Here is a 24,769-nt window from a genome sequence, read left to right on the forward strand (position 1 = left end):
CGCCGGAGTGGCAGGAGAGGCGCCTCACCCGCCCCTCACCTCACCAGCCCCTCCGACTTCATCCAGTCCAGGGCCACCTGGTGCGGATCCTCGCCGTCGACGTCGACCCTCGCGTTCAGGTCCCGGGCCACCGTGTTGTTCAGCTTCTTCGTCACCGGCTCGATGACCTGGGCGATCGCCGGGTACTTCTTCAGGGCCTCGGTGTTGATCACGGGCGCGGCGTTGTAGTTGGGGAAGAACTTCTTGTTGTCCTGCATCACCACCAGGTTCATCGACTTGATGCGCCCGTCGGTGGTGAACACCTCCCCGTAGGTGCAACTGCCCTTCGCGACCTGGGTGTAGATGATCCCGGTGTCCATCTGCGTGATGTTCCTCGCGGGCACGCTCATCCCGTAGGCCCTCTCCATGCCCGGCAGGCCGTCGGCCCGGTTGGCGAACTCGCTCTCCACGCACAGGGTCACCGCGCCCGGGTCCGACTTCGAGAGCGCGGCCACCTCGGAGAGCGTCCTGGTCCGGTACGTCCTGAAGTGGGCCTGGTTCATGGCGAGCGCGTACGTGTTGTCGAGGGCGGACGGCGGCAGCCAGGTCACCCCGTTCTTCAGGTCGGCGTCGCGCACCGCCCGCCACTGCTCCTGCGGTTCGGGGATCGGCTTGCTGTTGCCGAGATAGGTGATCCAGGCCGTGCCCGTGTACTCGTACATCGCGTCCGCGTCGCCCTTCTTGAGGGCCTCGCGGGCGCCGATCGACCCCTGGATGCCGGTGCGGTCGAGGACGTCCGCGCCGGCCGCCTGGAAGGCGATACCCATGATCGCCCCCAGGATCAGCTGCTCGGTGAACTCCTTGGACGCCACCGTCAGATGCGCCCCCTTGAGCGGTTCGCCCTGCCCGACGGAGCCCGGGCCGACGTCGTCGGTCATGGGGGAGCCACTGGTCAGCCCGCACCCGGCGGCCAGGACGAGGACGCCGGCCAGCGCCACGCAGGCACGCGGACGCCTCATGTCCCCACCTCCAGCCCGCGGGGCCGCAGGAACAGTTCGGCCAGCGATGCGAGCCAGTCGATGAGCAGGGCGAGCGCCACGGTGAGGACCGAGCCGAGCACCAGGACCGGCGTGCGCTGGTTGGTGATCCCGGTGGTGATGAGGACGCCGAGGCCGCCTCCGCCGCCGAAGGTGGCGAGGGTCGCCGTGCCCACGTTCAGGACGAGCGCCGTGCGCACGCCGGCGAGGATCAGCGGCACGGCCAGCGGGAGTTCGATGCGGGCCAGGACGCCCAGCGGTGACATGCCGATGCCGCGCGCCGCCTCCAGGACCGTCGGGTCGTTGGCCTTCAGCCCGGCGATCGTGTTGGACAGCACCGGCAGGACGGCGTAGACGATGATGCCGATCAGGGCCGCCTTCGTGCCCGTCCCGAGCCAGATGACCAGGAGCGCCAGCAGACCGATCGCCGGGGTGGCCTGCCCCATGTTGGCGATGGTCATCGCGAGCGGCGTCGCCTTCCGGAACGCCCTGCGGGTGAGCAGGACGCCCAGCGGAATGGCGATGATCAGCACGAAGAAGGTCGAGATCACGCTCAGTTCGATGTGCTGCCACAGCGCCTTCGACACCTGGCCGTTCGACAGGGCGTTCCGGGAGATCTCGTCGAGGTCCGCCTGCTGGAACCAGAGCCAGGTGGCGAGCAGCAGCGCCACCAGCGTGGCCGGCAGGAGGGTCAGCTTCTGCCAGGTGATCCGCCGCTTCGGCGCGGTGGGGGGCGGCGGGGCCTCGCGCTCGCCCTCGCCGGAGCCGTCACTGTCGTCGCGGAAGGCGAGCCCCTTGACCTCGTGCTCGCCCTCGGGCCGCCGACCCGTGGGCGCTGTGCTCACGCCTTCGCCTCCCCGGTGTCGACACCTTCCTGCTCGAAGTGGGTCTGCTGCGCGCGGGTCTCCTCCAGCTCGTGCTGGTGCTCCATCGCGTCCAGCCGGTCGGCCTCCAGGAGCTCGTGCACGGAGTTCATCAGCGTCTCCATGTCGACGACGCCGATGTACTCGCCGCGCCGGCCGGTGACCGCGACCCGGCCCGTGTTGTCCGTGAGGACCGCCTCCAGCGCGTCCCGCAGCGTCGCGTCCAGGGTCACCGTGTCGTGCACCAGCGTGCCCGCTCGCGCCAGCGAGACCCTGGCCCGCATCAGGTCATCGCGCCGCAGCCACTTGTAGGGGCGGCGCCGCTTGTCGAGCAGCAGGATCTCGTTCGTCCCGCTGGAGCGGAGCCTGTTGAAGATCTCCTGCAGTGGGTCGTCGACGGTGACCGTCCGATACCCGGTGACCTCCACGTCCCGTACGCGGGTGAGGTTGAGCCGCTTCAGCGCCGCGCCCGCGCCCACGAACCCGGACACGAAGTCGTCGGCCGGGTTGGTGAGGATCGCCTCCGGGGTGTCGAACTGCGCGATGTGCGAGCGTTCCCGCAGCACCGCGATCCGGTCGCCGAGCTTGATCGCCTCGTCGAAGTCGTGGGTGACGAAGACGATCGTCTTGTGCAGCTCGTGCTGGAGCCGGATCAGCTCGTCCTGGAGGTGGTCCCGGGTGATCGGGTCCACGGCCCCGAACGGCTCGTCCATCAGCAGCACCGGCGGATCGGCCGCGAGCGCCCGCGCCACCCCGACGCGCTGCTGCTGGCCGCCGGAGAGCAGGCGCGGATAGCGGCCCTGGAACTCGCCGGGGTCGAGCCCGACGAGGTCGAGCATCTCCTCGACCCGTGCCTTGATCCGCGCCTTCGGCCAGCCGGTCATCCTCGGTACCAGCGCGATGTTCTGGGCGACCGTCATGTGCGGGAAGAGCCCGGACGACTGGATCGCGTAGCCGATCTTGCGGCGCAGCTTCACCGGGTCCATGTGGGTGACGTCCTCGCCCCCGATGCGGATGCGGCCGCCGGTCGGCTCGATCAGCCGGTTGATCATCTTCAGGGTGGTGGACTTCCCGCATCCGGACGGGCCCACGAACACGACGATCTCGCCCGCCCTGATCTCCATGTTGACGTTGTCCACGGCGGCGTCGCGGCTGCCCGGGTACCGCTTGGTGAGGTGCTCCAGCTCGATGGTGGCGCCCGTCGTGGACGCGTGCCCGCCCCCGGCCGCCCGCTCCCCGGGGGCGTTCCCGGCGGGCGACTCGGCCGTCGTGTCGGACGCGGGTTCAGGCACGGATCCCCCTCGGAATCGTCAGCCGTCCGACGAGCACGTACGCGGCGTCGAACAGCAGCGACAGGATGATGATCCCGAGCGTCCCCGCGAGCACCTGGTTGAGCGCGTTCTTGCTGCCCAGGGAGCCGATGCCGCGGAAGATCTCATTGCCGAGGCCGGGTCCGGAGGCGTACGCGGCGATGGCCGCGATGCCCATCATCATCTGGGTGGCGACACGGATGCCGACGAGGATCGGCGGCCAGGCCAGCGGCAGTTCGACCCTGACGAGCCGGGCCGCCCGCGACATGCCGATGCCGTTCGCCGCGTCCACCAGCGACGCGTCGACGCCGCGCAGGCCGACGATCGAGTTACGCACGACCGGCAGCAGTCCGTACAGCGTGAGCGCGATCACCGTGGGCGGCACGCCGAGCCCCACGACGGGGATCAGCAGACCGATCATGGCGAGCGACGGAATGGTCAGGAAGGTGGCCGTGGTGGTCGTCGCGACGTTGCCCGCCCACTGGCTGCGGTAGGTGGCGATGCCGATCAGCACGCCGATGGCCGTCGCCACGACCATGCACTGGAAGACGGCGCTCGCGTGCTGGCAGGCGTCCGTGAACAACTGCTGGTGGCGGCTGCTCAGGTACTCCCAGAAGTTCACGGCACCGGCCCTCACCTCGACGGCGCCCGGGGCCAGGGGCGTCAGGTGTCTCCCGACGCCTGTTCCACGAGCGGGATGATCCGCAGCGGAACGGGGTTCTCCATGACGATCGCCGTGGAGGCCCGGACGATGCCATCAAAACCGACGACCCGGTCGATCACACGTTGGAGATCCGCGTTCGAGCGGGCCACGAGACGGCACAGCATGTCCCCGCTGCCGGTCGTCGTGTGCAGTTCGAGCATCTCCGGAACGGTCGCCAAGTGCGCTCGCACGTCGGGACCTTGCCCCTGCCGGATCTGGAGCGTCGCGAACGCCGTCACGGGATAGCCGAGGGCGGCCGGATCGACCTGCGGTCCGAAGCCCCGGATGACGCCATTCGACTGAAGCCGGTCGAGCCGCGCCTGCACGGTGCCGCGCGCGACCCCGAGCCGCCGGGACATCTCCAGCACCCCGATGCGCGGTTCCTCGGCCAGCAGCACGATGAGCCGGCCGTCCAGATGATCGATCGCCATGCGGACCTCCAAGATGGTCATCATGTACAGAAAGCCCGCCAGGACCGTCCCGTGATTGAGCATATTGTCCAGTGAATACGCGAACTATTGCGCACCTTGTGGAACAGGGGGAGTCTGCGCGCATGACGCAGACCACACACCACACTCCCGACACCGCCCGGCAGGCCGACCCCTTCCCGGTCAAGGGAATGGACGCGGTCGTCTTCGCCGTCGGCAACGCCAAGCAGGCCGCGCACTACTACTCCACCGCCTTCGGCATGCGGCTCGTGGCCTACTCCGGACCGGAGAACGGCAGCCGCGAGACGGCGTCGTACGTCCTCGAGAACGGCTCGGCGCGGTTCGTCTTCACCTCCGTCATCAAGGCCGCCACGGACTGGGGCCGCTTCCTCGGCGAGCACGTGGCCGAGCACGGCGACGGCGTCGTCGACCTGGCCATCGAGGTGCCGGACGCGCGCGCCGCGTACGCCTACGCCATCGAGCACGGTGCCCGCTCGGTCGCCGAGCCGTACGAGATCAAGGACGAGCACGGCACCGTCGTCCTCGCCGCGATCGCCACCTACGGCAAGACCCGCCACACGCTCGTCGACCGCTCCGGCTACGACGGCCCCTACCTCCCCGGCTTCGTCGCCGCCGAACCGATCGTCGAGCCGCCCGCCCACCGCACCTTCCAGGCCATCGACCACTGCGTCGGCAACGTCGAACTCGGCCGCATGAACGAGTGGGTCGGCTTCTACAACGAGGTCATGGGCTTCACGAACATGAAGGAGTTCGTGGGCGACGACATCGCGACCGAGTACAGCGCGCTGATGTCCAAGGTCGTCGCCGACGGCACGCTCAAGGTCAAGTTCCCGATCAACGAGCCCGCCATCGCCAAGAAGAAGTCCCAGATCGACGAGTACCTGGAGTTCTACGGCGGCGCCGGCGTCCAGCACATCGCGCTGAACACGAACGACATCGTGGAGACCGTACGCACCATGCGCGCGGCCGGCGTCCGGTTCCTCGACACCCCGGACTCCTACTACGACACCCTCGGCGAGTGGGTGGGCGACACCCGGGTGCCCGTCGACACGCTCCGCGAGCTGAAGATCCTCGCCGACCGCGACGAGGACGGCTACCTCCTGCAGATCTTCACCAAGCCGGTCCAGGACCGACCGACCGTCTTCTTCGAGATCATCGAGCGGCACGGCTCGATGGGCTTCGGCAAGGGCAACTTCAAGGCCCTGTTCGAGGCGATCGAGCGCGAGCAGGAGAAGCGCGGCAACCTGTAGAACCCGCAACCGGCGGGGCCGGGAGGGGGACTCTCAAGTCCTGTGGGCGCCACGGGGGCGCCCGCAGGACGCGGAGGGACGAGGCCGCATGGGTGATCCGCGGGCCGACAGGACCACCGACGACGAACCGGTCGACCCGACCATGCCGTCCGAGCGCTGGCTGTGGAAGAGGGACACGCTCCGGGAGCCGACGATCCTCCAGTCGTTCGCCTTCGACGAGGTGAACGGCCATCTGTACGTGCTCCAGGTCACCGAGGGCGGCGGCGAGGCCGGCGACCTGTGCCTGAGCCGGCTCGCGGGCGCGGCGTACGACGACACCGCCAACCCGCCCTCCGGGCGCGGCAACACCTACGTCTCCCGCCTCGACGTCCGCACCGGCGCGCTGGTGCAGCGGGCGCGCACGGAGGCCGGGTACTCGCTCGACCACCGTGAACCCGAGGGCCTCGCCGTCCGCCGCGCCGGCGGCCTGCGGCTGTGCATCGGGCTCGCCTCGGGCGAGCGGGGGGCCCGCAGATTCTCCCTCTACTGCAAGCCGTTCTCGCCCCCTGAGCCGCAGTCCCCGGACGTAGTCTGACCGCATGGCCAGGATCAACGACGTGGGCGGCATGCAGGGGTTCGGCGCCGTCGACACCACCGACGACACCGAACCCTTCCACGCCGACTGGGAGGCCCGGGTCGTCGGCCTCTTCAACGCCCTTCGCGCGCAGGGGCTGTTCAACACGAACGAGTTCCGGGACGCCATCGAGTCCATCCCGCCGGCGCGGTACCTCACGACGTCGTACTACGAGCGGTGGTTCATCGCGATCTGCGCCCTGCTGGAACGCAAGGGCGTCCTCGCACCGGGTGAACTGGTCGGCGCGGTCGGCGCGGTCGGCGCGGTCGGCGCGGTCGGCGCGGACGGACCGGACGGCCTCGCGCGGCCCGGCGGATCCGCCGGCCCCGGACAGCCGGGCGGACCCGATGCCTGACCGTTTCGCGCCCGGCGACCTCGTGCGCACCTACCTCCACGACCCGCCGCACCACACCCGCCTGCCCCGCTACGCGCGCGGCAAGCGCGGCGTGGTCGTCGAGACGGAGGGCGGTGCGCAGCTCGCCGACGTCAGCGCCCAGGGGCGCGACGACGCCCCTGTCGAGCAGGTCTACGCGGTCCGGTTCGCGGCCCGCGACCTGTGGGGCGAGGGCGACCACCACGTCGTACTGGACCTGTGGGAAAGCTATCTGGAAGAGGACCCCGAAGATGAGCGGTGACCATCACGACGACGCCCTGATCTCCCGGCGGGTGCGGCGCCTGGAGACCCTCCTGGAGGAGAAGGGAGTGCTCTCGGGCGGTGCGCTGGACGAGGTGATCGACGCCTTCCTGTCGGGCGCGTCCCCCGCCAACGGCGCCCGGGTGGTGGCCCGGGCCTGGACCGACCCGGCCTTCAGGTCCCGTCTGCTGGCCGACGGCACCGCGGCCGTCCGCGAACTCGGCTTCATGGACGGCTCGTACCAGCGGCTGCGGGTCGTCGAGAACACGGAGACCCTCCACAACGTCATCGTCTGCACGCTGTGCTCCTGCTACCCGCTCCGGCTCCTCGGCCCCTCCCCGAGCTGGTACAAGTCCGAGTCCTACCGCTCCCGCGTCGTCCGCGAACCCCGCGCGGTGCTCGCCGAGTTCGGGCTCGGCCTGCCGGCGGACACCGAGATCTCCGTCTGGGACTCCAGTGCCGAGACCCGCTACATGGTCCTGCCGCGCCGCCCGGCCGGCACGGAGTCCCTCGACGAGACGGAACTGGCCGCCCTGGTCACCCGCAACGCGCTGATCGGCACCGCCGCCGTCTGAACCGCCCGGGCCCGCACGGCGGCGCGGGGCCGCTCAGTGCGTCGCCGGGTGACGCGCCGTCGAGCCCGCCGTGGGCCCGGCCGAGCGCTGGGCCGAGGGGTGGGCCGGGGCGGCGGGGGAGGAGGCGGCCGGGGTGCGGGGGGCGCCCCCGGACGAGGTCCTGCCCGTGCCGGCGCTCGGCGCCGCGCCCGTGCCCGGAGGCGGGGCCGTGCCCGGAGGCGGGGCCGGGGCCGGAGGCGGGACCGCGGCCGGAGGCGGGACCGCGGCCGGGGCGCCGGCCGCACCCACGGCCGGGGCCTTCTCCTCCGGCTCCTCCGCCTCCAGCTCTTCCGGCCTCACCGCCGGGGGCTCGCCCAGATCCGCCAGGGCCTGCCGGGCCTGCGGCTCGAGCAGCGGGGAGAAGTGCGGATTGAGCAGCAGCGCCTCGGAGAGATGGCGGCGAGCCGAGCCGGTGCGGTCCAGGGACAGTTCGATCTGGCCCAGGTGGTACATGTACAGCGCGCTGCGCACCCCGCCGCCGTGCTCCTTGTCCGTGATCCGGTTGGCGAACTTGAGCGCCTCCTCGTCCTCCCCGGCCCGGTGCAGCGCCCAGCCCAGGGCGTCCGCGACGGGCATGCTGGGGTGCCGCTCCCACGCCTCGCGCAGCCGCCACACCGCCTCCAGCGGGTCGCCGTGGTCCGCCTCGAAGATCCCGAGGACCAGTTCGTCGTCCACGCCCTCCGCGCTCTCCTGCCGCACCCGCTGCCGCAGCAGGTCGTACTGGGTGCGCGCGTCGGCGTCCATGCCGAGCTTCTCGTACAGCTCGCCCAGCTCCAGCGCGTACCGGGGCGTGGGCCGCTCGGCGATCGCCGCCCGGTAGGCACGCACGGCCTCCGAGCTGCGCCCCAGCGCCGCCAGCGCGCGTCCCTGTCCGGCGAGCGCCCCGTGCTCGTCGGGATCGGCGCGCACCGCACCCCGGTAGTAGCGCAGCGACTCGTCCGGTTCGCCGCGCTCCCACGCCAGCTCACCGGCCTGCTCCATGAGGACCGCCTGCTCGGCGGGGGTCCCCGCGCCCGCCGCCGCGTCCATGATCACGGCCACCGCGTCCTCCCGCCAGCCGCGGTCCCAGTACACCCGCGAGGCCTGCGCCTGCACGGTCGGCCCGGTGTGCAGCGCCGTCAGCTTGTCGAGCGCCTTGCGGCCGGCCTTGTAGTCCCCGAGACCCCGGTACGCGTCGATGAGCACCGGATACGTCGTCCACCGCTTCGGCGCCAGCTCCACCGCGGCCTCGCCCCACTTCTTCGCCTCGCGGAAGTCGCCGCGGGCGTCGGCGAGCGCGGCCAGGCCGTTCAGTGCCTCCACGTTCCCCTGTGTCCGGACCCGCAGCGAGGTGCGCAGCGCCTGCTCGGCCTTCGGGTAGTACGCGGGCAGCGCGGTCCGTCGCGCCTGCTCCAGGTACGCGCTGCCGAGCACCGCCCACGACCGGTCGTCCCGGGGATGGGCCCGCACATGGGTCTCGCGGTCCCCGATGAGCGCCTTCAGATCGGGCAGCGCGACCGGAACCCCGGCACCCACCGCTGTCATCGCCCGCGCCACCGAACCCGGCGCGGGCCTCGGTGCCGTGGCGGGCCGCAGCACGGGCAGCAGCACCAGCACGCCGGCGAGGACACCGCCGCCGGCGGTCACGCCGATCAGCACGCGCCTGACCGTGCGGGGGCGCCGCCGCGGACCGGCCGGCACGTCCGGCTGAAGTCCGGTGAGGACCGGCTGTCGCTCTTCGTTCTCCATGCGGCTCACTGTGCGTCAATACGAAGACCACATCGCGGTCCGGCAAGGCTCGCGCGGATGGGGTTCACACCGATGGCCGCGGGTGCGAACCTGTGATCATGAGCCGTATCGAAGCCCCGCACGACGAAGCCACGGCGGCGACCGGTGGCCTCGTGGACCGCCTGCGCGGCGGCCTGCCGGCCGGATCCGTCCTCGTCGACCCGGACGTCACCGCCTCGTACGCCAACGACATGGCGAGTTTCTGCGAGGCGGGCACGCCCGCCGTCGTCGTCCTCCCGCGCACCGTCGAGCAGGTCCAGCACGTCATGCGGACGGCCAGTGACCTGCGCGTCCCCGTCGTCCCGCAGGGCGCCCGCACCGGCCTGTCCGGCGCCGCCAACGCCTCCGAGGGCTGCATCGTGCTGTCCCTCACCAAGATGGACCGCATCCTGGAGATCAACCCGGTCGACCGGATCGCCGTCGTCGAACCCGGCGTCGTCAACGCCACGCTCTCCCGCGCGGTCAACGAGCACGGGCTCTACTACCCGCCGGACCCCTCCAGCTGGGAGATGTGCACGATCGGCGGCAACATCGGCACGGCCTCCGGCGGCCTGTGCTGCGTCAAGTACGGGGTGACGGCCGAGTACGTCCTCGGCCTGGACGTCGTCCTCGCCGACGGACGGCTGATGAGCACCGGCCGCCGCACGGCGAAGGGCGTCGCCGGATACGACCTCACGCGCCTGTTCGTCGGCTCCGAGGGCTCCCTCGGCATCGTCGTCCGGGCCGTCCTCGCGCTCAGACCGCAGCCGCCCGCGCAGCTGGTGCTGGCCGCCGAGTTCGGGTCGGCGCGCGCCGCCTGCGACGCCGTGTGCCGGATCATGGAGGGCGGCCACGTCCCGTCCCTGCTGGAACTCATGGACCGTACGACGGTGAAGGCCGTCAACGACCTCGCGCACATGGGGCTCCCGGAGACCACCGAAGCACTGCTCCTCGCGGCCTTCGACACCCACGACCCGGCGGCCGACCTCGCCGCCGTGGGCGCGCTGTGCGAGGCCGCGGGCGCCACCCAGGTGGTGCCGGCGGAGGACGCGGCCGAGTCCGAACTCCTGCTCCAGGCCAGGCGGTTGTCCCTCACCGCGCTCGAAGCGGTCAAGGGCACCACGATGATCGACGACGTGTGCGTGCCGCGCTCCCGGCTCGGCGACATGCTCGAAGGCATCGAACGCGTCGCGGAGAAGTACGCCCTGACCATCGGGGTGTGCGCGCACGCGGGTGACGGCAACACCCATCCCACGGTCTGCTTCGACGCCGCCGACCCCGACGAGTCCCGGCGCGCCCGCGAGTCCTTCGACGAGATCATGGCCCTCGGTCTGGAGCTCGGTGGCACGATCACCGGCGAGCACGGCGTGGGCGTCCTGAAGAAGGAGTGGCTGGCGCGCGAGATCGGCCCGGTGGGGTTGGAGATGCAGCGGGCGGTCAAGGAGGTCTTCGACCCGCTGGGCATCCTGAACCCGGGCAAGCTGTTCTGATCCGCCCGCGCGCCGCGCGTCACTCCCCGTCCTTGGACTCGTCCGAGGGCCATGGGCCGCCCGTCCACAGGTCGTCGGCCGGGGTCGGCGCCAGCAGCTCGGCGAGACCGTCGTCGATGTCGAGCTCCTCGGCCTCGGTACCCGGAGGGACCGCCCGCAGGGTGCGCTCCAGCCAGGCCGACACCTGCGCGGCGGGCGCTTCGAGCAGGGCGTTCCCGTCCGGCGAGCTGAGCGCCATCAGGACGACGCCGCGCCCGGCGGCCTTCGTCGGCCACAGCCGCACGTCGCCGTGACCGCACGGCCGGAACACCCCCTCGACGAGCAGCTCGCGGGCGAAGGTCCAGTGGACCGGGTGGTCGGAGCCGATGTGGAAGGTGATGTGGACGGCGTACGGGTCGTCGGCGCGGTAGGTGAGCCGTGCCGGGACGGGGATGCTGCGTTCGGGCGACAGGACGAGCCTCAGCTCGAGTTCGCGTTCCACGACGGTGTTCATGCCGGTGCGCTTCCTTTCGTCGTACGGGGGCCGTCGGCGGTCCCGTACGAGTGGAGAGCGCATCCCCGCGGAACCATTACGCGGGTTCCGCGGATTTTCTCCGGACCGGTTCCGGATCACGGCTGTACGTGGCGGATCCGCGCCCGAAAGGGGTGGGTACAGCGGGAGCGGCCGTGGCGGGAGCGCCGGTCTGATAGATGTGGAGCCCCCAACTGACCACCGAGCAGATACGGGACGACGGACATGAGCGCCCCAACCCCGGCCCCCGGAGACGACAGGCCCCGCGAAGGGTATTACCCGGATCCCTCCATCCCCGGATACGTCCGGTACTGGAACGGCGCTGCCTGGGTGCCGGGCACGAGCCGTCCGGCGCCGTCCGAGGGCGAACAGCTCGCGCCTCCGCCGGGTGCGGGCCCCTCCCATGTGCCCGCTCCGGCACCTTCCCCCGAGTACTCGGCCCCGCACGGGACCTCGCGCGAACCGGCGGCCACTCCCACGACGGAGGAGACGGGGCCGCACTTCTTCGACGAGGACCCGCAGCCCGCCGATCCCTCCCCTCGGGTGTCCCCGGCCGAGGCGCAGCACGGCAGCCGGCCCGAACCCGCCAGCGCCTGGGGCGCCGACCGGTCCCGGCAGACCGGCTTCGGCGGTGAGCAGGACCGCCGGATCTCCTGGGGCGCGCCGCACGGTGTCGACCCTCGCGTGCCGCGTGCCGCGCAACCCGCCGAACCGGCCGTGCAGCCCGACGGCGTGTCCGCTCGCACGGACGGCACGGCGACGATCCCGCCCGCGGACTCCGCCGACGGCGCCCGGCCTCCCGCGTCCGGCGGCACCGTCGTCTTCCGCCGGCCCACGGGGCCGGTGCGGCCCGCGGGCCAGGAGGGCGGCGAGGGTTCCGGTGGCGCGGCGGAAGCCGAGAACACCGGCTCCGCCGCACCCGGCTCGCCGGGCGCCCAGGACTCCCCTCCCGCCGAGGGCACCATGGCCTTTCGCGCGCTCTCCCCGCACACGGACCGGCAGGGCGGGGCGCAGACGGGGAGCACGGCCCCGGCCGCGGGCGCGTCCGGCGGTCCCGCCGCGTCCGGTGCTCCCGCCACGTCCGGCGCGCCGGGCGGTCCCGCCGCGGCCGGACCGTCCGGTGCGGGTGCCCCGCCGGCGGGCGGCTTCGGCGCCGGGCAGGCCGCGCAGGCCGCCGCCGCGGCGCGGAACGCCTCCGCACCGTCGGCTCCGGCCGTCCCCCAGCAGTCCGGCGGCTCCACTCCAGTGACCTCCGGTCCCGGTGGCGGACAGCCCTCCTGGGCGCAGCAGGTGCACCGGCTCGCGGGTGCCCCGGCCGAGGAGGGCCAGCCGGTCACGCCGTGGAAGCCGCCGGTCGACGACGTGTTCCAGGCCGCGGCCCGGCGGCAGGCGGCGGCGAGGCCCGCGGGCCTCGGCAAGCGGCTCGCCGCACGGCTCGTGGACACCGTCGTCCTCGCCGGTGTGACCGCCGTGGCCGCCGTACCGCTGGGCACCAGGGCGATCGACCACGTAGAGGAGAAGATCGACGCGGCCAAGCTGTCCGGTGAGAAGGTGACGGTCTGGCTGCTCGACGGCACGACCGGCAGCTGCCTCGGCATCGTCCTCGCCGTACTGCTCGTCTTCGGTGTCCTGTACGACGCGCTGCCCACCGCCAAGTGGGGCCGCACCCTGGGCAAGAAGCTGTTCGGCCTGGAGGTGCGCGACATCGAGGGTCACGAACCGCCGAGCTTCGGTCCGGCGCTGCGCCGCTGGCTGGTCTACAGCGTCCCGGGGATCCTGGTCGTCGGTGTGGTCGGGGTGTTGTGGTGCCTGTTCGACAAGCCGTGGCGCCAGTGCTGGCACGACAAGGCGGCCCACACCTTCGTGGCGTCCTCCTAGGGCCCGGCCCCCGGCCGGGGCGCCCGGGCCCTCCCCCGGACGGCCGCTCGCCGGATGCGGCGGGGGAGGGTTCGCGGTCGACTCGGGCCATGAGCAGCGAACCGCCGCCCCCCGGGTCCGGCCAGCCACCGGACGACGACCCGTTCAAGAAGCAGCCCCCGCCCGCCGAGGGCGGCGGTTCGCCGTACGACAGCCCGGCGTCCCCGAGCGGCGGCTCGCAGCCTCCCGGCTGGGGCACTCCGCCCCCGGGCGACGGCACCCCGCCCCCGGGCGGCCCGCCGCCTCCCGGCGGCGGCTCACCGTACGACACCCCCTACGGCAGCCAGCCGCCCCCCTACGGCGGCGGAGAGCCGCCTCCGTACGGCGGGGGCGGCGGCGATCCCTACGGCCCCGGAGGCCCCTACGGCGGCGATCCGCTGGCCGGCATGCCCCCGCTCGCCGACAGCGGCAAGCGGGTGCTGGCGAGGATCATCGACATGATCCTGGTGGGCATCGTGGTGTGGCTGGTGTCGCTGGCGTTCGGCTTTCGCCAATACACCGTGGACACGGACAAGATGCAGTTCGCCGATTCCTTCGGGAAGGAGGTGATCGCCGCCGTCCTCTACGTCGCCTACGACACGATCATGATGAGCAGGACGGGCCAGACCCTCGGCAAGAAACTGTTCAAGCTGCGGGTGGCCGACCTCGACAACGGCGCCACGCCCTCCGTGCAGACCATGCTGATCCGGTCGCTGGTCCTGTGGCTGCCGTTCGCGTTCTGCTGCGCGTGCATCTGGACGGCGATCGCCGGCGGCTGGAGCTTCTTCGACAAGCCCTACAAGCAGGGCCTGCACGACAAGGCGGCCAAGACGGTGGTGGTCAGCGCCGGCTGAGACGGGGGAGGGGCAACGGATCGGCGGGCCCGTGATCCACGGGCCCGCCGTCGTGTCGTCAGGAGGCCGTCGGCTCCCGCACCGGGTCGACCCCGGCGGAGACGGGCTCCCGCCGCACGGACACGCGCCGGGGCTCGGGCCGGGCGGCCGGAGCCGCGGACGGCGGCGCGGTCCTCGGCAACGGCACCGTCATGGCGACGAGCAGACCGAGCGCGAGTGCCGAGACGGTGATCAGTGCGATCCCCAGGCCCGAACTCGTCTGAGACAGCAACAGCATGGCGAGGGTGGAGAAGATCACGGTGCAGGAACCGTAGGCGAGCTGTGCGGCGGTCGGACGAGGCATGGCAATCGTGTCCTCGGATGGGGGTACTCCCCCCGTGCCTCTCGCGATGGGGGAGGGTGCGGATAAGAATCGGGGGTGAGACAACGGTGTCGACTTGGCTTTCCGCCGACTTCCGACGCTCCGCCAATCGACTCTATTCGCCTGCATGCCCGAGTGGAACGACCGGTAAGCGTGACCTTACCCACGGTGCCGGAGCACAGGGGGCGCACGGAGTCATGACGTCCATCAAGTGGACATGAAGGCGCGCCTGTTGGGGTGTTTCGCGGGCGTTCGGATACCGAACGCCCGCTCCGTATAGTGTACTTGCCAGGTTCAAGTCAAGGTCTGTTTTTTCTGTGGCAACTCCGGTCGAATGTCGTCACTTGAATCGCGTATACGCGCGCGGACACTCCTGAGACCGGGACCCCCCTCCGCGCGAGCGGACGCGGGGGAGGACATCAAGTGACCAGCAGACCATGGACGTTCAGAGCGACCGCGGTGGGCGTCGCCCTCGCGGCGGCCACCGCCACGTTCTCGACGTTCGCCGTGGCCCAGGCCGACGATGCGCCGTCGGTGCGTGCGGACCGCCACGACCCGATGCCGGCCAAGAACACGGTCGACCACGACCTCGACGGGCCGCTCAGCAAGACGCAGGACGCGCAGCGCCAGGAGGCCTTGAACCAGGTCATATCCGGCGACGCCAAGGTGCAGAACCGCAACGGTTCGCAGGTCGTCCAGCTGAAGAGCAAGAAGGGCGACAGCAAGTACGTCGAGCTGGGCCGGGAGAAGACCGACAAGATCTTCACGATCCTGGTCGAGTTCGGCGACAAGACGGACCCGAAGTACGGAGGCAGCGCCGGACCGCTGCACAACAAGATCGCCGCGCCGGACCGCAAGAAGGACAACAGCACGGCCTGGCAGGCGGACTACAACCAGAAGCACTTCCAGGACCTCTACTTCGGCACCGGCAAGAAGACCGAGTCGATGAAGAAGTTCTACGAGAAGCAGTCCTCGGGCCGCTACTCGGTCGACGGCGAGGTCGCGGACTGGGTCAAGGTCCCCTACAACGAGGCCCGTTACGGCAACAACGCCTGCGGCTCCACCAACTGCCCGAGCGTGTGGAACGTCGTCAGCGACGGCGTCACCGCCTGGGTCGCCCAGCAGAAGGCGGCCGGCAAGTCCGACGCGGCCGTCAAGGCGGACCTCGCGCGGTTCGACCAGTGGGACCGCTACGACTACGACGGCGACGGCAACTTCAACGAGCCCGACGGCTACATCGACCACTTCCAGATCGTGCACGCCGGCGAGGACGAGTCCGCGGGCGGCGGCGTCGAGGGCACCGACGCGATCTGGGCCCACCGCTGGTACGCCTTCGGCACCGACGCCGGCGCCACCGGCCCCGCGAACAACAAGCTGGGCGGCGCGCAGATCGGCTCCACCGGCATCTGGGTCGGCGACTACACCATCCAGCCGGAGAACGGCGGACTCGGCGTCTTCGCCCACGAGTACGGCCACGACCTCGGTCTGCCGGACCACTACGACACCGCCGGCGGCGACAACTCCACCGGTTTCTGGACCCTGATGTCCTCCGGTTCGTGGCTCGGCACCGGCAAGGAGTCCATCGGCGACCTGCCGGGCGACTTCAACGCCTGGGACAAGCTCCAGCTGGGCTGGCTGAACTACGACACGGCCAAGGCCGGCAAGCAGTCCACGCACAAGCTGGGCGTCGCCGAGTACAACACCTGGAACAAGCAGGCGCTCGTCGTCTCGCTGCCCGACAAGGCGGTCACGACCACAGTCGTGAACCCCGCGCAGGGCTCGGCCCAGTGGTGGAGCGGCAGCGGCGACAACCTGAAGAACACGCTGACCCGTTCCGTGGACCTCACGGGCAAGTCGGCGGCGAAGCTGACCCTCGACGGCTGGTACGACATCGAGGCGAACTACGACTACCTCTACACCGAGGTCTCGACCGACGGCGGCGCCAACTGGACCGCTCTCGACGGCACGGTGGACGGCGCCGCCATCCCGCGCGACGGCAGTGACAAGCCCGCCCTGACCGGCACGGTCGACAGCTACAAGAAGCTGTCGTACTCGCTCGACGCCTACGCCGGCAAGAAGATCGACCTCCGCTTCCGCTACCAGACCGACGGCGGCGTGGCGCAGAAGGGCTTCGCGGCCGACGAGATCTCCGTGACCGCGGACGGTTCGCCGCTCTTCTCGGACAACGCCGAGTCGGCGGACGCCGCCTGGACCGCGGCGGGCTTCTCCCGCATCGGCGCCTCGTTCACCAAGGACTACGCGCAGTACTACCTCGCGGAGAACCGCCAGTACGTCTCGTACGACAAGACCCTCAAGGTCGGCCCGTACAACTTCGGCTTCTCGACGACCCGTCCGGACTGGGTGGAGCACTACCCGTACCAGAACGGCCTGTTGATCTGGAAGTGGGACACCTCGCAGGCGGACAACAACACCAGCCAGCACCCGGGTGTCGGCCTCGCGCTGCCCGTCGACTCGCACCCGAAGGCCCTGTGGTGGGACAACGGGACGCTGATGCGCAACCGCATCCAGGCCTACGACTCGACGTTCAGCCTGTACCGCACGGACGGCATCACGCTGCACAGCGCGGACGTCGCGACGAAGATCCCGTCGTCGAAGGGTGTGTCGGTCTTCAACGACCACACCAGCGACTACTACGACAACCGGAACCCCACCGGTGGTGTCAAGATCACTGACACCAACACCAAGATCACGATCGTCAAGGAGGCCAAGGACGGCTCGACGATCTCGCTCCGGGTGGACCCCGCGGTGAAGTAGACCGCGTTTACGCAGGTCAGAAGGCGATTGGCGGCAACCCCCTGGCGGGTTGCCGCCGATCGTGTTTAGGTGCGTGCTGTGGTTCTCTTATTGACGCCGGTGCGCACGGGGGTGTGACTGCATGGCCGCAGGAGGTTTCTGCAAGCTGCCGAACGGCAGCGTGGTGGTGGCGCTGAACCTGCCCAGTCCGGCGGGCTCGGCGGGCGACAGCGTGCGCTTCCTGGTGCTCGCCCAGAACCGGGCCCGCGCCCTGACCCGGCTGCGGAACCTGGGGCTGCGGGCGGTCTACCTCCGCGGCAACGCGGCCCCGCCCACTCCGGACGAGGTCACCGCGGTCCTGCACCATCCGGACGGCCTCATATGGCGGACCGCCCCCGACAACGGTGTCGACCTCTCCCAGGAGCTGTGGCATCCCATCAGGGCCCTGCTCAGACGTCCGACACCCCAGTTGTGACCATCCGTGGTCGCGTGTGACCTCCCGTGAGCGGCCGGCCGCGGGCCGGCGCCGCGGGCACGCGAGCGGCGCGCCCGGACGACGTGGCCGGACGGCGCGGTCGCGTGCCTAGACGACGGGCTTGCCGGTGAGCTCCACGCCGGCCGCGCGCAGCTCCTCCAGCGCCCGCTCGGTGGTCTCCTCGGACACCCCGGCCGTGAGATCGAGCAGCACCTGCGTGCGGAAGCCCGCGCGGGCGGCGTCCAGCGCGGTCGCCCGTACGCAGTGGTCGGTCGCGATGCCCACGACGTCCACCTCGTCGATCTCGCGGGCCCGGAGCCAGTCGGCCAGCGGGACGCCGTTCTCGTCGGCGCCCTCGAAACCGCTGTAGGCCGCCGCGTACGCGCCCTTGTCGAAGACGGCGTCGATCGCGCCGGAGGCGACGGCGGGGGCGAAGTTCGGGTGGAATCCCACGCCCTCCGTGCCGGCCACGCAGTGCGCGGGCCAGGAGTGCACGTAGTCGGGGTTGTCGGCGAAGTGGCCGCCCGGGGCGACATGGAGGTCACGGGTGGCGACGACATGCCGGTAGCCGGCGGGCGCCTGCCCGATCAGCTCCGTGATGGCGGCGGCCACGTCGGCGCCCCCGGCCACCGCGAGGCTGCCCCCCTCGCAGAAGTCGTTCTGCACGTCTACGACGATCAAGGCGCGGCGCATGGTCGGTGTCCTTCGACGGTGGGATGCGACGGGAGGGTGCGGGCCCGGCCGTTGAACTACCGAGCCTAGGGACTTCGGGTGCGGTGCGGGAGGGGGCAAACGGTTTCCGCGAGGTGCGCAGGCATCCTGCCGTTGCATTCCCGCTCACCGGAGGTTCATGCGCCGGGCCCCTCCCGCCGCACGCGGCTCCTGGTGTCTCAGAGGTACTCCGTGGGGAGGACCGGCTCGCCGCGCGAGAGCTGGGTCGCCGACAGCGGGAGATCGGCGCGGGCGGCGGAGTGCCGGTCGCGTACGACGTCCAGGGGCTCTCGGGCGAGGACCTGGCCGCCCTTGACCAGCTCGACCAGGAGCAGCCGGTCGGCCAGTTCGTCGGGCACCGGGCCGGTGCCGATCACCTCGGCCTCCGCGGTCCCGCGGCCGTCCAGGCGCCGTGCGGCCCACTTGCGGCCGCCGATGGACGTCTTTCCGCCCCTCGACCGCTTGGCGACCGGCTCGAGCGGGGCCCTTGCGTCGGTCGACCCGGCGCGGGCGACCAACTTGTAGACCATCGAGCAGGTGGGGTGGCCCGACCCCGTGACCAGCTGGGTGCCGACGCCGTACGCGTCCACCGGCGCCGCCGCCAGCGAGGCGATCGCGTACTCGTCCAGGTCCGAGGTCACGACGATCTTCGTCCTGGTCGCACCCAGCTCGTCGAGCTGCTGCCGCACCCGGTGCGCGACGAGCAGCAGGTCGCCGGAGTCGATGCGCACGGCGCCGAGGTCGGTCCCGGCGACCTCGACGGCCGTGCGGACGGCCTCGGCGACGTCGTAGGTGTCCACGAGCAGGGTGGTGCCCCGGCCGAGCGAGTCCACCTGCGCCTGGAAGGCGTCGCGCTCGCGGTCGTGCAGCAGGGTGAAGGCGTGCGCGGACGTACCCACCGTGGGAATCCCGTAGCGGAACCCGGCGGCCAGGTCGGAGGTGGTCGCGAACCCGCCGATGTAAGCGGCCCGCGAGGCGGCCACGGCGGCGAGCTCGTGGGTGCGCCGGGCGCCCATCTCGATCAGCGGCCGGTCGCCGGCGGCGGAGGCCATCCGGGAGGCGGCCGCGGCGATCGCCGAGTCGTGATTGAGGATCGAGAGGATCACCGTCTCCAGGAGCACGCACTCCGCGAAGGAGCCCTCGACGCGCAGGATCGGCGAGCCCGGGAAGTACACCTCGCCCTCCGGGTAGCCCCAGATGTCCCCGCTGAAGCGGTAGGAGGCGAGCCACTCCAGGGCCGGCTCGTCGACGATCCCGCGCTCGCGCAGGAAGCCGAGGACGTCCGCGTCGAAGCGGAAGTTCTCGACGGCGTCGAGGACGCGTCCGGTACCCGCCACCACTCCGTACCGGCGCCCCTCGGGCAGTCGGCGCGTGAAGACCTCGAAGACCGAGCGGCGCTCGGCGGTCCCCGCGGCGAGCGCGGCCTGCAGCATCGTCAGCTCGTACTGGTCCGTGAAGAGCGCCGTCGAGGGGACATCCACCGGCAGCCCGAGGTCCGCTGTGTTCATGGACGGGATCGTACCCCCATTTCGTCACTCTGACGTTTAGGGCCCCCGTTCAGGGGGGCCCGTTTGTGCGGGCCCCCCTCTCTGGTGGCAGCATGGGCGATGTGACGGCTCCCGCACCCCTAGAGATCGAAAAGACCGAATCGGCCGAGGAGGTCTTCGCCGTACCCGAGCCGGACGTCCCCTGGGTCACGATCGTCCACAACGACCCGGTCAACCTGATGAGCTATGTGACGTATGTCTTTCAGACGTACTTCGGCTACACCAAGGACAAGGCCACCAAGCTCATGCTCGACGTCCATCACAAGGGTCGTGCCGTCGTCTCCAGCGGCACGCGCGAGGAGATGGAACGCGACGTTCAGGCCATGCACGGCTACGGTCTGTGGGCCACCCTTCAGCAGGACCGGAAGTAGCGAACTCACTCCATGCCTGGACACTTCGAACCGCTCCCCGGCGGCGGCGCGGCCGTCGCGCTCGACGAGGTCGAGATCTCCATCATCCGCTCCCTCGCCGTGCAGCTCCTGGAACTCATCGGTCCGGGCCCCGCGGAGAGTGCCCCCGGCGACCCGCTCGCCGAGCTGTTCGCGGAGGGCCCCAGCGAGCCGCCCAGCGACCCCGTGCTGCAGCGCCTGTTCCCCGACGCCTACAGCGGCCCCGGCGTCGAGGCGGCCACGCCCGAGGAGGCCGAGGAGCAGCGCGCCCACTCCGCGGAGTTCCGCCGCTTCACCGAGAACGACCTGCGCGCGGCCAAGCGGGAGAACGCCCTCGCGGTGATCCGCTCCCTGGACGCGCTCACCCCCGGCGGCGACGGCGCCGCCGTCCTCGAGCTGTCCCCCGACGAGTCCCAGTCGTGGCTGCGCGCCCTGAACGACCTGCGCCTCGCGATCGGCTCCCGCCTCGACGTCACGGACGAGGAGGACACCGACCACCTCTACCGGCTCCCGGACGAGGACCCGCGCAAGCCGATGGTGATGGCCTACCTCTGGCTCGGTGGCCTCCAGGAAACCCTGGTGACCACCCTTATGCCCTGATCCGTCAGGACAAATTACCCCCTGATGTTCACTCAACGGACGCTCAAATCCGAATAACGATCGCGTCACCGCTCCGGCCCGCAATGCGGGCCGGAGTCTTTGTTTGTCCGGTTCTTCCTGTGGTGTGCCGCACAGCGGCAGCCGCCGATCACCGTTGCGGCCGTGATAAATCTTCACGACCGCCCGGCGGACACCACCCATGTCCCGCCGGGTGCGCCACCGAGCCGGCGGATCGCCGGCCAGGCACAAAGCTCCACCATCCGGGGGGATCGGGACCCGATCCGAAGCCAAGGGACTGGCTCGGTTCGGCATGGAGAAAGGCGCACCAACATGACCTCATCGCAGGTCGACAAGCAGTACGACGGCAGTGAGGCCGGGGGCGGCGACACCCTCGAAGAGGGGTACGAGCGAGGGCTCGGCAGCCGCCAGGTCCAGATGATCGCGATCGGCGGCGCCATCGGCGTCGGTCTGTTCCTGAACGCCGGGGCGAACATCGCCAAGGCGGGACCCAGCCTCATCCTGATGTACGCCCTCGCCGGCGTCATCATCTTCTTCATCATGCGGGCACTCGGCGAGCTCCTGCTCTACCGCCCGGTGTCGGGCTCCTTCGCGGAGTACTCCCGCGAGTTCCTCGGCCCGTTCTTCGGCTATTTCACGGCCTGGACCTACTGGCTGATGTGGGTGGTCACCGGCATGGCGGAGCTGACCGCCGCCGCGATCTACATCCACTACTGGTTCCCGTCGATCCATCAATGGGTCTCGGCGCTGGTCTTCCTGATCGTCCTCTTCGTGGCCAACCTGATCTCGGTGAAGGTCTTCGGCGAGATCGAGTTCTGGGCCTCGATGATCAAGGTCACGGCGCTCATCGGCATGATCGTGATCGGCCTCGGCGTGCTCACCTTCGGCTTCAGCTCCGCCGGTGACACCGCCACCGTCGCCAACCTCTGGCAGTTCGACGGCTTCTTCCCCAAGGGCATCGGCTCCTCCCTGATGACCCTCCAGGGCGTCATGTTCGCCTACCTCGCCGTCGAGCTCGTCGGCGTCACCGCGGGCGAGTCCGAGAACCCCGAGAAGACGCTCCCGAAGGCCATCAACACCCTGCCCTGGCGTATCGCCCTCTTCTACGTGGGTGCCCTCACCGTCATCCTCTGCGTCGTGAAGTGGACCGAGTTCGCACCAGAGGTGAGCCCCTTCGTGAAGGCGTTCGCGATGATCGGCATCCCGGCCGGCGCCGGCATCGTCAACTTCGTGGTGCTCACCGCGGCCCTGTCCTCCTGCAACTCGGGCATGTACTCCACGGGCCGCATGCTGCGCACCCTCGCGGACAACGGCGAGGCCCCGAAGGTCTTCAACAAGCTCTCCTCGACGAAGACCCCGGCGATCGGCATCACCGTCTCGGTGCTCTTCATGGGCATCGGCGTGGTCCTGAACTACATCGTCCCGGAGAAGGCCTTCGGCTACGTCACCTCCGTCGCCACCGCGGCCGGCATCTGGACCTGGCTGATGATCCTGATCAGCCACATCCTGTACCGCCGCGCGGTCGACGCCGGACGCCTGCCCGCGTCCTCCTTCCCCGCCCCGGGCGGTGCGAAGTGCAGCTGGATCGCGGTCGTGTTCCTGCTCTTCGTCACCGGACTGATCGCGTACGACGCCGACTCCCGCGTCTGCCTCTACGTGATGGCCGGCTGGGCCGCCGCCCTCGGCATCGGCTGGGCAGTCCTCAAGGCGCGGAACCCGCAGGTCACCGAGCGTCGCGAGCCGGAGCTCGAGAGGGTCGGCTGAGCCGCGCGCACCGGGCCCTGAGGGCCGCGCAGGCGGTCCCGGCAGGCTCGCGCGGCCAGGCCCTCCAGACCTGAGCGCTCACCATGTGGGCCGCCCCGTACCACCCTTCGGTACGGGGCGGCCCCTCTGCTTATCCTGACGGGCATGCTGACCATCACCCAGGCCCTCGTCGACCAGATCGTCGCGCACGCGCGGCAGGACCACCCGGACGAGGCGTGCGGCGTCGTCGCCGGCCCGGCGGGCACCGGCCGCCCCGAGCGGTTCATCCCGATGCTCAACGCCGCCCGTTCGCCCACCTTCTACGAGTTCGACTCCGGCGACCTGCTGAAGCTCTACCGCGAGATGGACGACCGCGACGAGGAGCCGGTCGTCATCTACCACTCGCACACGGCCACCGAGGCCTACCCGTCCCGCACGGACATCTCGTACGCGAACGAGCCCGGAGCCCACTACGTACTCGTCTCGACCGCCGACGCGGACGACGCCGGACCCTTCCAGTTCCGCTCCTACCGGATCGTGGAGGGCGAGGTGACGGAGGAGGAGGTCGCCGTCGTGGACTCCTACTGATCTCACCTGGCGGCCGATAAACGTCCGGAATGTGAGATCACATTCCGGAACCCGGACCGGGAATCGATACGATGAGCCCATGGTTTCCCCTGACGTGAGCGACAAGACGCCGGGCATGCTGCTCGTGGCGCGGCTGCACGTCGACCTGTGCAGGCTGCAGAGCGCCATCTGTACGCGCTGACCTGCCGCCGTACGGCCGTGAGCCGCGGCTCCGCACGCCACGTGCCCCTTGCCTCGTTTCCCGTAGTTCCCCCGAGCTCCCGGCTTCGCCGAAGCAGGGGGCGCACCGACCCTGACCACTTCCGACAGGAGCCCGCAACCATGGCCATCGAGGTCCGCATCCCCACCATCCTCCGCACCTACACCGACGGTCAGAAGGCCGTCGAGGGGACCGGGGACACCCTCGCCGAGCTGTTCGCCGACCTCGAGACCCGGCACACGGGCATCCAGGCCCGCATCGTCGACGAGGGCAAGCTGCGCCGCTTCGTCAACGTCTACCTGAACGACGAGGACGTCCGCTTCCTCGACAGCATCAACACCAAGCTGTCCGACGGCGACACCGTGACGATCCTGCCGGCCGTCGCCGGCGGCATGGCCTGACAGGCCGCTGATCCCTCATGCGCTACGACTCCCCGCTCGCCGCGGTGGGCAACACCCCTCTGGTGCGCCTGCCGCGGCTGTCGCCGTCCGCGGACGTCCGGATCTGGGCCAAGCTGGAGGACCGCAATCCGACCGGCTCGGTCAAGGACCGCCCCGCCCTGCACATGATCGAACAGGCGGAGAAGGACGGCCGGTTGACCCCCGGCTGCACGATCCTGGAGCCGACGAGCGGCAACACCGGCATCTCGCTGGCCATGGCGGCCAAGCTCAAGGGCTACCGCATGGTGTGCGTCATGCCCGAGAACACTTCCCAGGAGCGCCGTGACCTGCTCGGCATGTGGGGCGCGGAGATCGTCCCCAGCCCGGCCGCCGGGGGTTCCAACACCGCCGTCCGCGTCGCCAAGGAGCTGTCGGCCGAGCATCCCGACTGGGTGATGCTCTACCAGTACGGCAACCCGGACAACGCGGGGGCGCACTACGCGACGACCGGTCCGGAGATCCTCGAGGATCTCCCCTCCATCACGCACTTCGTCGCGGGCCTCGGCACCACCGGCACCCTCATGGGCGTCGGGCGTTACCTGCGCGAGCACAAGCCCGACGTCAGGATCGTCGCCGCGGAGCCCCGCTACGACGACCTGGTCTACGGCCTGCGCAACCTCGACGAGGGCTTCGTGCCCGAGCTGTACGACGCCTCGGTCCTGACGAGCCGCTTCTCCGTCGGCTCGGCGGACGCGGTCACCCGCACCCGGGAACTGCTCCAGCAGGAGGGCATCTTCGCGGGCGTCTCCACCGGCGCGGCACTGCACGCCGCGATCGGCGTCGGCAACAAGGCGCTGAAGGCGGGCGAGTCCGCCGACATCGCCTTCGTCGTGGCCGACGGCGGCTGGAAGTACCTCTCCACGGGCGTCTACACGGCGGCCACCACGGAGGAAGCGATCGAAACGCTCCAGGGCCAGCTCTGGGCGTGACGCGCCCACCGGACGGGTCCACGGACCCGTCCGGTCCGCCCGCGCGCGACTGCCGGCCCGCCCGGT

At 70.8% G+C, this 24,769-nt stretch carries 27 protein-coding genes; 17 read left to right on the forward strand and 10 right to left on the reverse strand.

Going from position 1 to position 24,769, the window contains the following annotated elements; genetic code table 11:
* Positions 1-35: 35 nt before the first annotated feature.
* Genes H305_RS0136085 through H305_RS0136105 form a run of 5 tightly spaced genes read right to left on the reverse strand, consistent with a single transcriptional unit; the run spans position 36 to position 4,323 of the window.
* Positions 36-998, reverse strand: coding sequence for a glycine betaine ABC transporter substrate-binding protein (locus H305_RS0136085; protein WP_028804729.1), 963 nt, complete (start codon positions 996-998; stop codon positions 36-38).
* Positions 995-1,861 carry an ABC transporter permease gene (locus tag H305_RS0136090; protein ID WP_028804730.1) on the reverse strand — a complete coding sequence of 289 codons (867 nt, stop codon included), beginning with the start codon at positions 1,859-1,861 and terminating at the stop codon, positions 995-997. Before H305_RS0136090 ends, H305_RS0136085 begins: the two co-directional genes overlap by 4 nt.
* The gene (locus tag H305_RS0136095) at positions 1,858-3,171 is read right to left on the reverse strand and encodes a betaine/proline/choline family ABC transporter ATP-binding protein (protein ID WP_028804731.1); all 1,314 of its coding nucleotides are present in this window, start codon (positions 3,169-3,171) and stop codon (positions 1,858-1,860) included. Before H305_RS0136095 ends, H305_RS0136090 begins: the two co-directional genes overlap by 4 nt.
* Positions 3,164-3,811 carry an ABC transporter permease gene (locus H305_RS0136100; RefSeq protein WP_028804732.1) on the reverse strand — a complete coding sequence of 216 codons (648 nt, stop codon included), beginning with the start codon at positions 3,809-3,811 and terminating at the stop codon, positions 3,164-3,166. Before H305_RS0136100 ends, H305_RS0136095 begins: the two co-directional genes overlap by 8 nt.
* A gap of 41 nt (positions 3,812-3,852) precedes the next feature.
* The gene (locus tag H305_RS0136105; protein ID WP_028804733.1) at positions 3,853-4,323 is read right to left on the reverse strand and encodes an Lrp/AsnC family transcriptional regulator; all 471 of its coding nucleotides are present in this window, start codon (positions 4,321-4,323) and stop codon (positions 3,853-3,855) included.
* 122 nt (positions 4,324-4,445) lie between these two features.
* On the opposite strand from H305_RS0136105, the gene hppD reads away from it, so the two are divergent.
* From hppD to nthA, 5 genes are all read left to right on the forward strand, one after another.
* Positions 4,446-5,591, forward strand: a complete 1,146-nt coding sequence (hppD, locus tag H305_RS0136110) for a 4-hydroxyphenylpyruvate dioxygenase (protein WP_028804734.1) — start codon at positions 4,446-4,448, stop codon at positions 5,589-5,591.
* An 88-nt stretch (positions 5,592-5,679) separates the two neighbouring features.
* Complete coding sequence (locus H305_RS0136115; RefSeq protein ID WP_028804735.1) at positions 5,680-6,165, forward strand: hypothetical protein; 486 nt, start codon at positions 5,680-5,682, stop codon at positions 6,163-6,165.
* A gap of 4 nt (positions 6,166-6,169) precedes the next feature.
* Positions 6,170-6,559, forward strand: a complete 390-nt coding sequence (locus tag H305_RS55875; protein WP_078629419.1) for an SH3-like domain-containing protein — start codon at positions 6,170-6,172, stop codon at positions 6,557-6,559.
* Positions 6,552-6,839 (forward strand): SH3-like domain-containing protein, encoded by a 288-nt coding sequence (locus H305_RS55880; protein ID WP_028804736.1) that lies wholly within the window; start codon positions 6,552-6,554, stop codon positions 6,837-6,839. Before H305_RS55875 ends, H305_RS55880 begins: the two co-directional genes overlap by 8 nt.
* Positions 6,829-7,413, forward strand: a complete 585-nt coding sequence (gene nthA, locus H305_RS0136130; protein WP_028804737.1) for a nitrile hydratase subunit alpha — start codon at positions 6,829-6,831, stop codon at positions 7,411-7,413. The genes H305_RS55880 and nthA overlap by 11 nt, the downstream gene beginning before the upstream one ends.
* Before the next feature lie 33 nt (positions 7,414-7,446).
* Here the strand turns inward: nthA and H305_RS48090 are convergent, their stop codons facing one another.
* The gene (locus H305_RS48090) at positions 7,447-9,180 is read right to left on the reverse strand and encodes a tetratricopeptide repeat protein (RefSeq protein WP_063611380.1); all 1,734 of its coding nucleotides are present in this window, start codon (positions 9,178-9,180) and stop codon (positions 7,447-7,449) included.
* A gap of 92 nt (positions 9,181-9,272) precedes the next feature.
* Between H305_RS48090 and H305_RS0136140 the strand changes: the two genes are divergently transcribed.
* Positions 9,273-10,688, forward strand: a complete 1,416-nt coding sequence (locus tag H305_RS0136140; protein ID WP_028804738.1) for an FAD-binding oxidoreductase — start codon at positions 9,273-9,275, stop codon at positions 10,686-10,688.
* Positions 10,689-10,707: 19 nt separating this feature from the next.
* Here the strand turns inward: H305_RS0136140 and H305_RS0136145 are convergent, their stop codons facing one another.
* The gene (locus tag H305_RS0136145; RefSeq protein ID WP_028804739.1) at positions 10,708-11,181 is read right to left on the reverse strand and encodes an SsgA family sporulation/cell division regulator; all 474 of its coding nucleotides are present in this window, start codon (positions 11,179-11,181) and stop codon (positions 10,708-10,710) included.
* Between the two features lie 243 nt (positions 11,182-11,424).
* On the opposite strand from H305_RS0136145, the gene H305_RS0136150 reads away from it, so the two are divergent.
* Positions 11,425-13,077, forward strand: coding sequence for an RDD family protein (locus tag H305_RS0136150; protein WP_078629420.1), 1,653 nt, complete (start codon positions 11,425-11,427; stop codon positions 13,075-13,077).
* An 89-nt stretch (positions 13,078-13,166) separates the two neighbouring features.
* Positions 13,167-13,949: an RDD family protein gene (locus H305_RS0136155; protein WP_028804741.1), complete on the forward strand. Its 783-nt coding sequence runs from the start codon at positions 13,167-13,169 to the stop codon at positions 13,947-13,949.
* Positions 13,950-14,007: 58 nt separating this feature from the next.
* Here the strand turns inward: H305_RS0136155 and H305_RS0136160 are convergent, their stop codons facing one another.
* A complete protein-coding gene (locus H305_RS0136160; protein WP_063611381.1) occupies positions 14,008-14,292 on the reverse strand; it encodes a hypothetical protein in 285 nt (94 codons plus the stop codon).
* Between the two features lie 441 nt (positions 14,293-14,733).
* Between H305_RS0136160 and H305_RS0136165 the strand changes: the two genes are divergently transcribed.
* Both H305_RS0136165 and H305_RS0136170 read left to right on the forward strand, forming a co-directional pair.
* Entirely contained in the window at positions 14,734-17,085 is a 2,352-nt protein-coding gene (locus H305_RS0136165) for an immune inhibitor A domain-containing protein (protein WP_028804743.1), read from the forward strand.
* A 121-nt stretch (positions 17,086-17,206) separates the two neighbouring features.
* Positions 17,207-17,539: a hypothetical protein gene (locus H305_RS0136170; RefSeq protein ID WP_028804744.1), complete on the forward strand. Its 333-nt coding sequence runs from the start codon at positions 17,207-17,209 to the stop codon at positions 17,537-17,539.
* Positions 17,540-17,647: 108 nt separating this feature from the next.
* Here H305_RS0136170 and H305_RS0136175 read toward each other — a convergent pair whose 3' ends face one another.
* A complete protein-coding gene (locus H305_RS0136175; protein ID WP_028804745.1) occupies positions 17,648-18,232 on the reverse strand; it encodes a nicotinamidase in 585 nt (194 codons plus the stop codon).
* Between the two features lie 197 nt (positions 18,233-18,429).
* Complete coding sequence (locus tag H305_RS0136180) at positions 18,430-19,758, reverse strand: nicotinate phosphoribosyltransferase (RefSeq protein ID WP_028804746.1); 1,329 nt, start codon at positions 19,756-19,758, stop codon at positions 18,430-18,432.
* Between the two features lie 92 nt (positions 19,759-19,850).
* Between H305_RS0136180 and clpS the strand changes: the two genes are divergently transcribed.
* From clpS to H305_RS0136215, 7 genes are all read left to right on the forward strand, one after another.
* Positions 19,851-20,168 (forward strand): ATP-dependent Clp protease adapter ClpS, encoded by a 318-nt coding sequence (clpS, locus tag H305_RS0136185; RefSeq protein ID WP_028804747.1) that lies wholly within the window; start codon positions 19,851-19,853, stop codon positions 20,166-20,168.
* Positions 20,169-20,180: 12 nt separating this feature from the next.
* Positions 20,181-20,786 (forward strand): DUF2017 domain-containing protein, encoded by a 606-nt coding sequence (locus H305_RS0136190; protein WP_028804748.1) that lies wholly within the window; start codon positions 20,181-20,183, stop codon positions 20,784-20,786.
* Between the two features lie 330 nt (positions 20,787-21,116).
* The gene (locus tag H305_RS0136195) at positions 21,117-22,568 is read left to right on the forward strand and encodes an amino acid permease (RefSeq protein WP_028804749.1); all 1,452 of its coding nucleotides are present in this window, start codon (positions 21,117-21,119) and stop codon (positions 22,566-22,568) included.
* Positions 22,569-22,712: 144 nt separating this feature from the next.
* On the forward strand, positions 22,713-23,135 hold the full coding sequence (locus H305_RS0136200) for a Mov34/MPN/PAD-1 family protein (RefSeq protein WP_028804750.1): 423 nt from the start codon (positions 22,713-22,715) through the stop codon (positions 23,133-23,135).
* 79 nt (positions 23,136-23,214) lie between these two features.
* Positions 23,215-23,316 (forward strand): putative leader peptide, encoded by a 102-nt coding sequence (locus H305_RS56185; RefSeq protein WP_323186695.1) that lies wholly within the window; start codon positions 23,215-23,217, stop codon positions 23,314-23,316.
* A gap of 140 nt (positions 23,317-23,456) precedes the next feature.
* Positions 23,457-23,735, forward strand: coding sequence for a MoaD/ThiS family protein (locus H305_RS0136210; RefSeq protein ID WP_028804751.1), 279 nt, complete (start codon positions 23,457-23,459; stop codon positions 23,733-23,735).
* 17 nt (positions 23,736-23,752) lie between these two features.
* Positions 23,753-24,703, forward strand: coding sequence for a PLP-dependent cysteine synthase family protein (locus H305_RS0136215; RefSeq protein WP_028804752.1), 951 nt, complete (start codon positions 23,753-23,755; stop codon positions 24,701-24,703).
* Positions 24,704-24,769: the final 66 nt, after the last annotated feature.

It is taken from the genome of Streptomyces sp. 142MFCol3.1 (assembly GCF_000424945.1).
GTDB lineage: Bacteria > Actinomycetota > Actinomycetes > Streptomycetales > Streptomycetaceae > Streptomyces > Streptomyces siamensis.

Excerpts from the sequence above, each read along its gene's own strand:
- H305_RS0136085 (WP_028804729.1), bottom strand. The coding sequence starts at position 998 with ATGAGGCGTCCGCGTGCCTGCGTGGCGCTGGCCGGCGTCCTCGTCCTG.
- H305_RS0136105 (WP_028804733.1), bottom strand. The coding sequence starts at position 4,323 with ATGGCGATCGATCATCTGGACGGCCGGCTCATCGTGCTGCTGGCCGAG.
- hppD (WP_028804734.1), top strand. The coding sequence starts at position 4,446 with ATGACGCAGACCACACACCACACTCCCGACACCGCCCGGCAGGCCGAC.
- H305_RS0136115 (WP_028804735.1), top strand. The coding sequence starts at position 5,680 with ATGGGTGATCCGCGGGCCGACAGGACCACCGACGACGAACCGGTCGAC.
- H305_RS55875 (WP_078629419.1), top strand. The coding sequence starts at position 6,170 with ATGGCCAGGATCAACGACGTGGGCGGCATGCAGGGGTTCGGCGCCGTC.
- H305_RS55880 (WP_028804736.1), top strand. The coding sequence starts at position 6,552 with ATGCCTGACCGTTTCGCGCCCGGCGACCTCGTGCGCACCTACCTCCAC.
- nthA (WP_028804737.1), top strand. The coding sequence starts at position 6,829 with ATGAGCGGTGACCATCACGACGACGCCCTGATCTCCCGGCGGGTGCGG.
- H305_RS48090 (WP_063611380.1), bottom strand. The coding sequence starts at position 9,180 with ATGGAGAACGAAGAGCGACAGCCGGTCCTCACCGGACTTCAGCCGGAC.
- H305_RS0136145 (WP_028804739.1), bottom strand. The coding sequence starts at position 11,181 with ATGAACACCGTCGTGGAACGCGAACTCGAGCTGAGGCTCGTCCTGTCG.
- H305_RS0136150 (WP_078629420.1), top strand. The coding sequence starts at position 11,425 with ATGAGCGCCCCAACCCCGGCCCCCGGAGACGACAGGCCCCGCGAAGGG.
- H305_RS0136155 (WP_028804741.1), top strand. The coding sequence starts at position 13,167 with ATGAGCAGCGAACCGCCGCCCCCCGGGTCCGGCCAGCCACCGGACGAC.
- H305_RS0136160 (WP_063611381.1), bottom strand. The coding sequence starts at position 14,292 with ATGCCTCGTCCGACCGCCGCACAGCTCGCCTACGGTTCCTGCACCGTG.
- H305_RS0136170 (WP_028804744.1), top strand. The coding sequence starts at position 17,207 with ATGGCCGCAGGAGGTTTCTGCAAGCTGCCGAACGGCAGCGTGGTGGTG.
- H305_RS0136175 (WP_028804745.1), bottom strand. The coding sequence starts at position 18,232 with ATGCGCCGCGCCTTGATCGTCGTAGACGTGCAGAACGACTTCTGCGAG.
- H305_RS0136180 (WP_028804746.1), bottom strand. The coding sequence starts at position 19,758 with ATGAACACAGCGGACCTCGGGCTGCCGGTGGATGTCCCCTCGACGGCG.
- clpS (WP_028804747.1), top strand. The coding sequence starts at position 19,851 with ATGGGCGATGTGACGGCTCCCGCACCCCTAGAGATCGAAAAGACCGAA.
- H305_RS0136190 (WP_028804748.1), top strand. The coding sequence starts at position 20,181 with ATGCCTGGACACTTCGAACCGCTCCCCGGCGGCGGCGCGGCCGTCGCG.
- H305_RS0136195 (WP_028804749.1), top strand. The coding sequence starts at position 21,117 with ATGACCTCATCGCAGGTCGACAAGCAGTACGACGGCAGTGAGGCCGGG.
- H305_RS0136200 (WP_028804750.1), top strand. The coding sequence starts at position 22,713 with ATGCTGACCATCACCCAGGCCCTCGTCGACCAGATCGTCGCGCACGCG.
- H305_RS56185 (WP_323186695.1), top strand. The coding sequence starts at position 23,215 with ATGGTTTCCCCTGACGTGAGCGACAAGACGCCGGGCATGCTGCTCGTG.
- H305_RS0136210 (WP_028804751.1), top strand. The coding sequence starts at position 23,457 with ATGGCCATCGAGGTCCGCATCCCCACCATCCTCCGCACCTACACCGAC.
- H305_RS0136215 (WP_028804752.1), top strand. The coding sequence starts at position 23,753 with ATGCGCTACGACTCCCCGCTCGCCGCGGTGGGCAACACCCCTCTGGTG.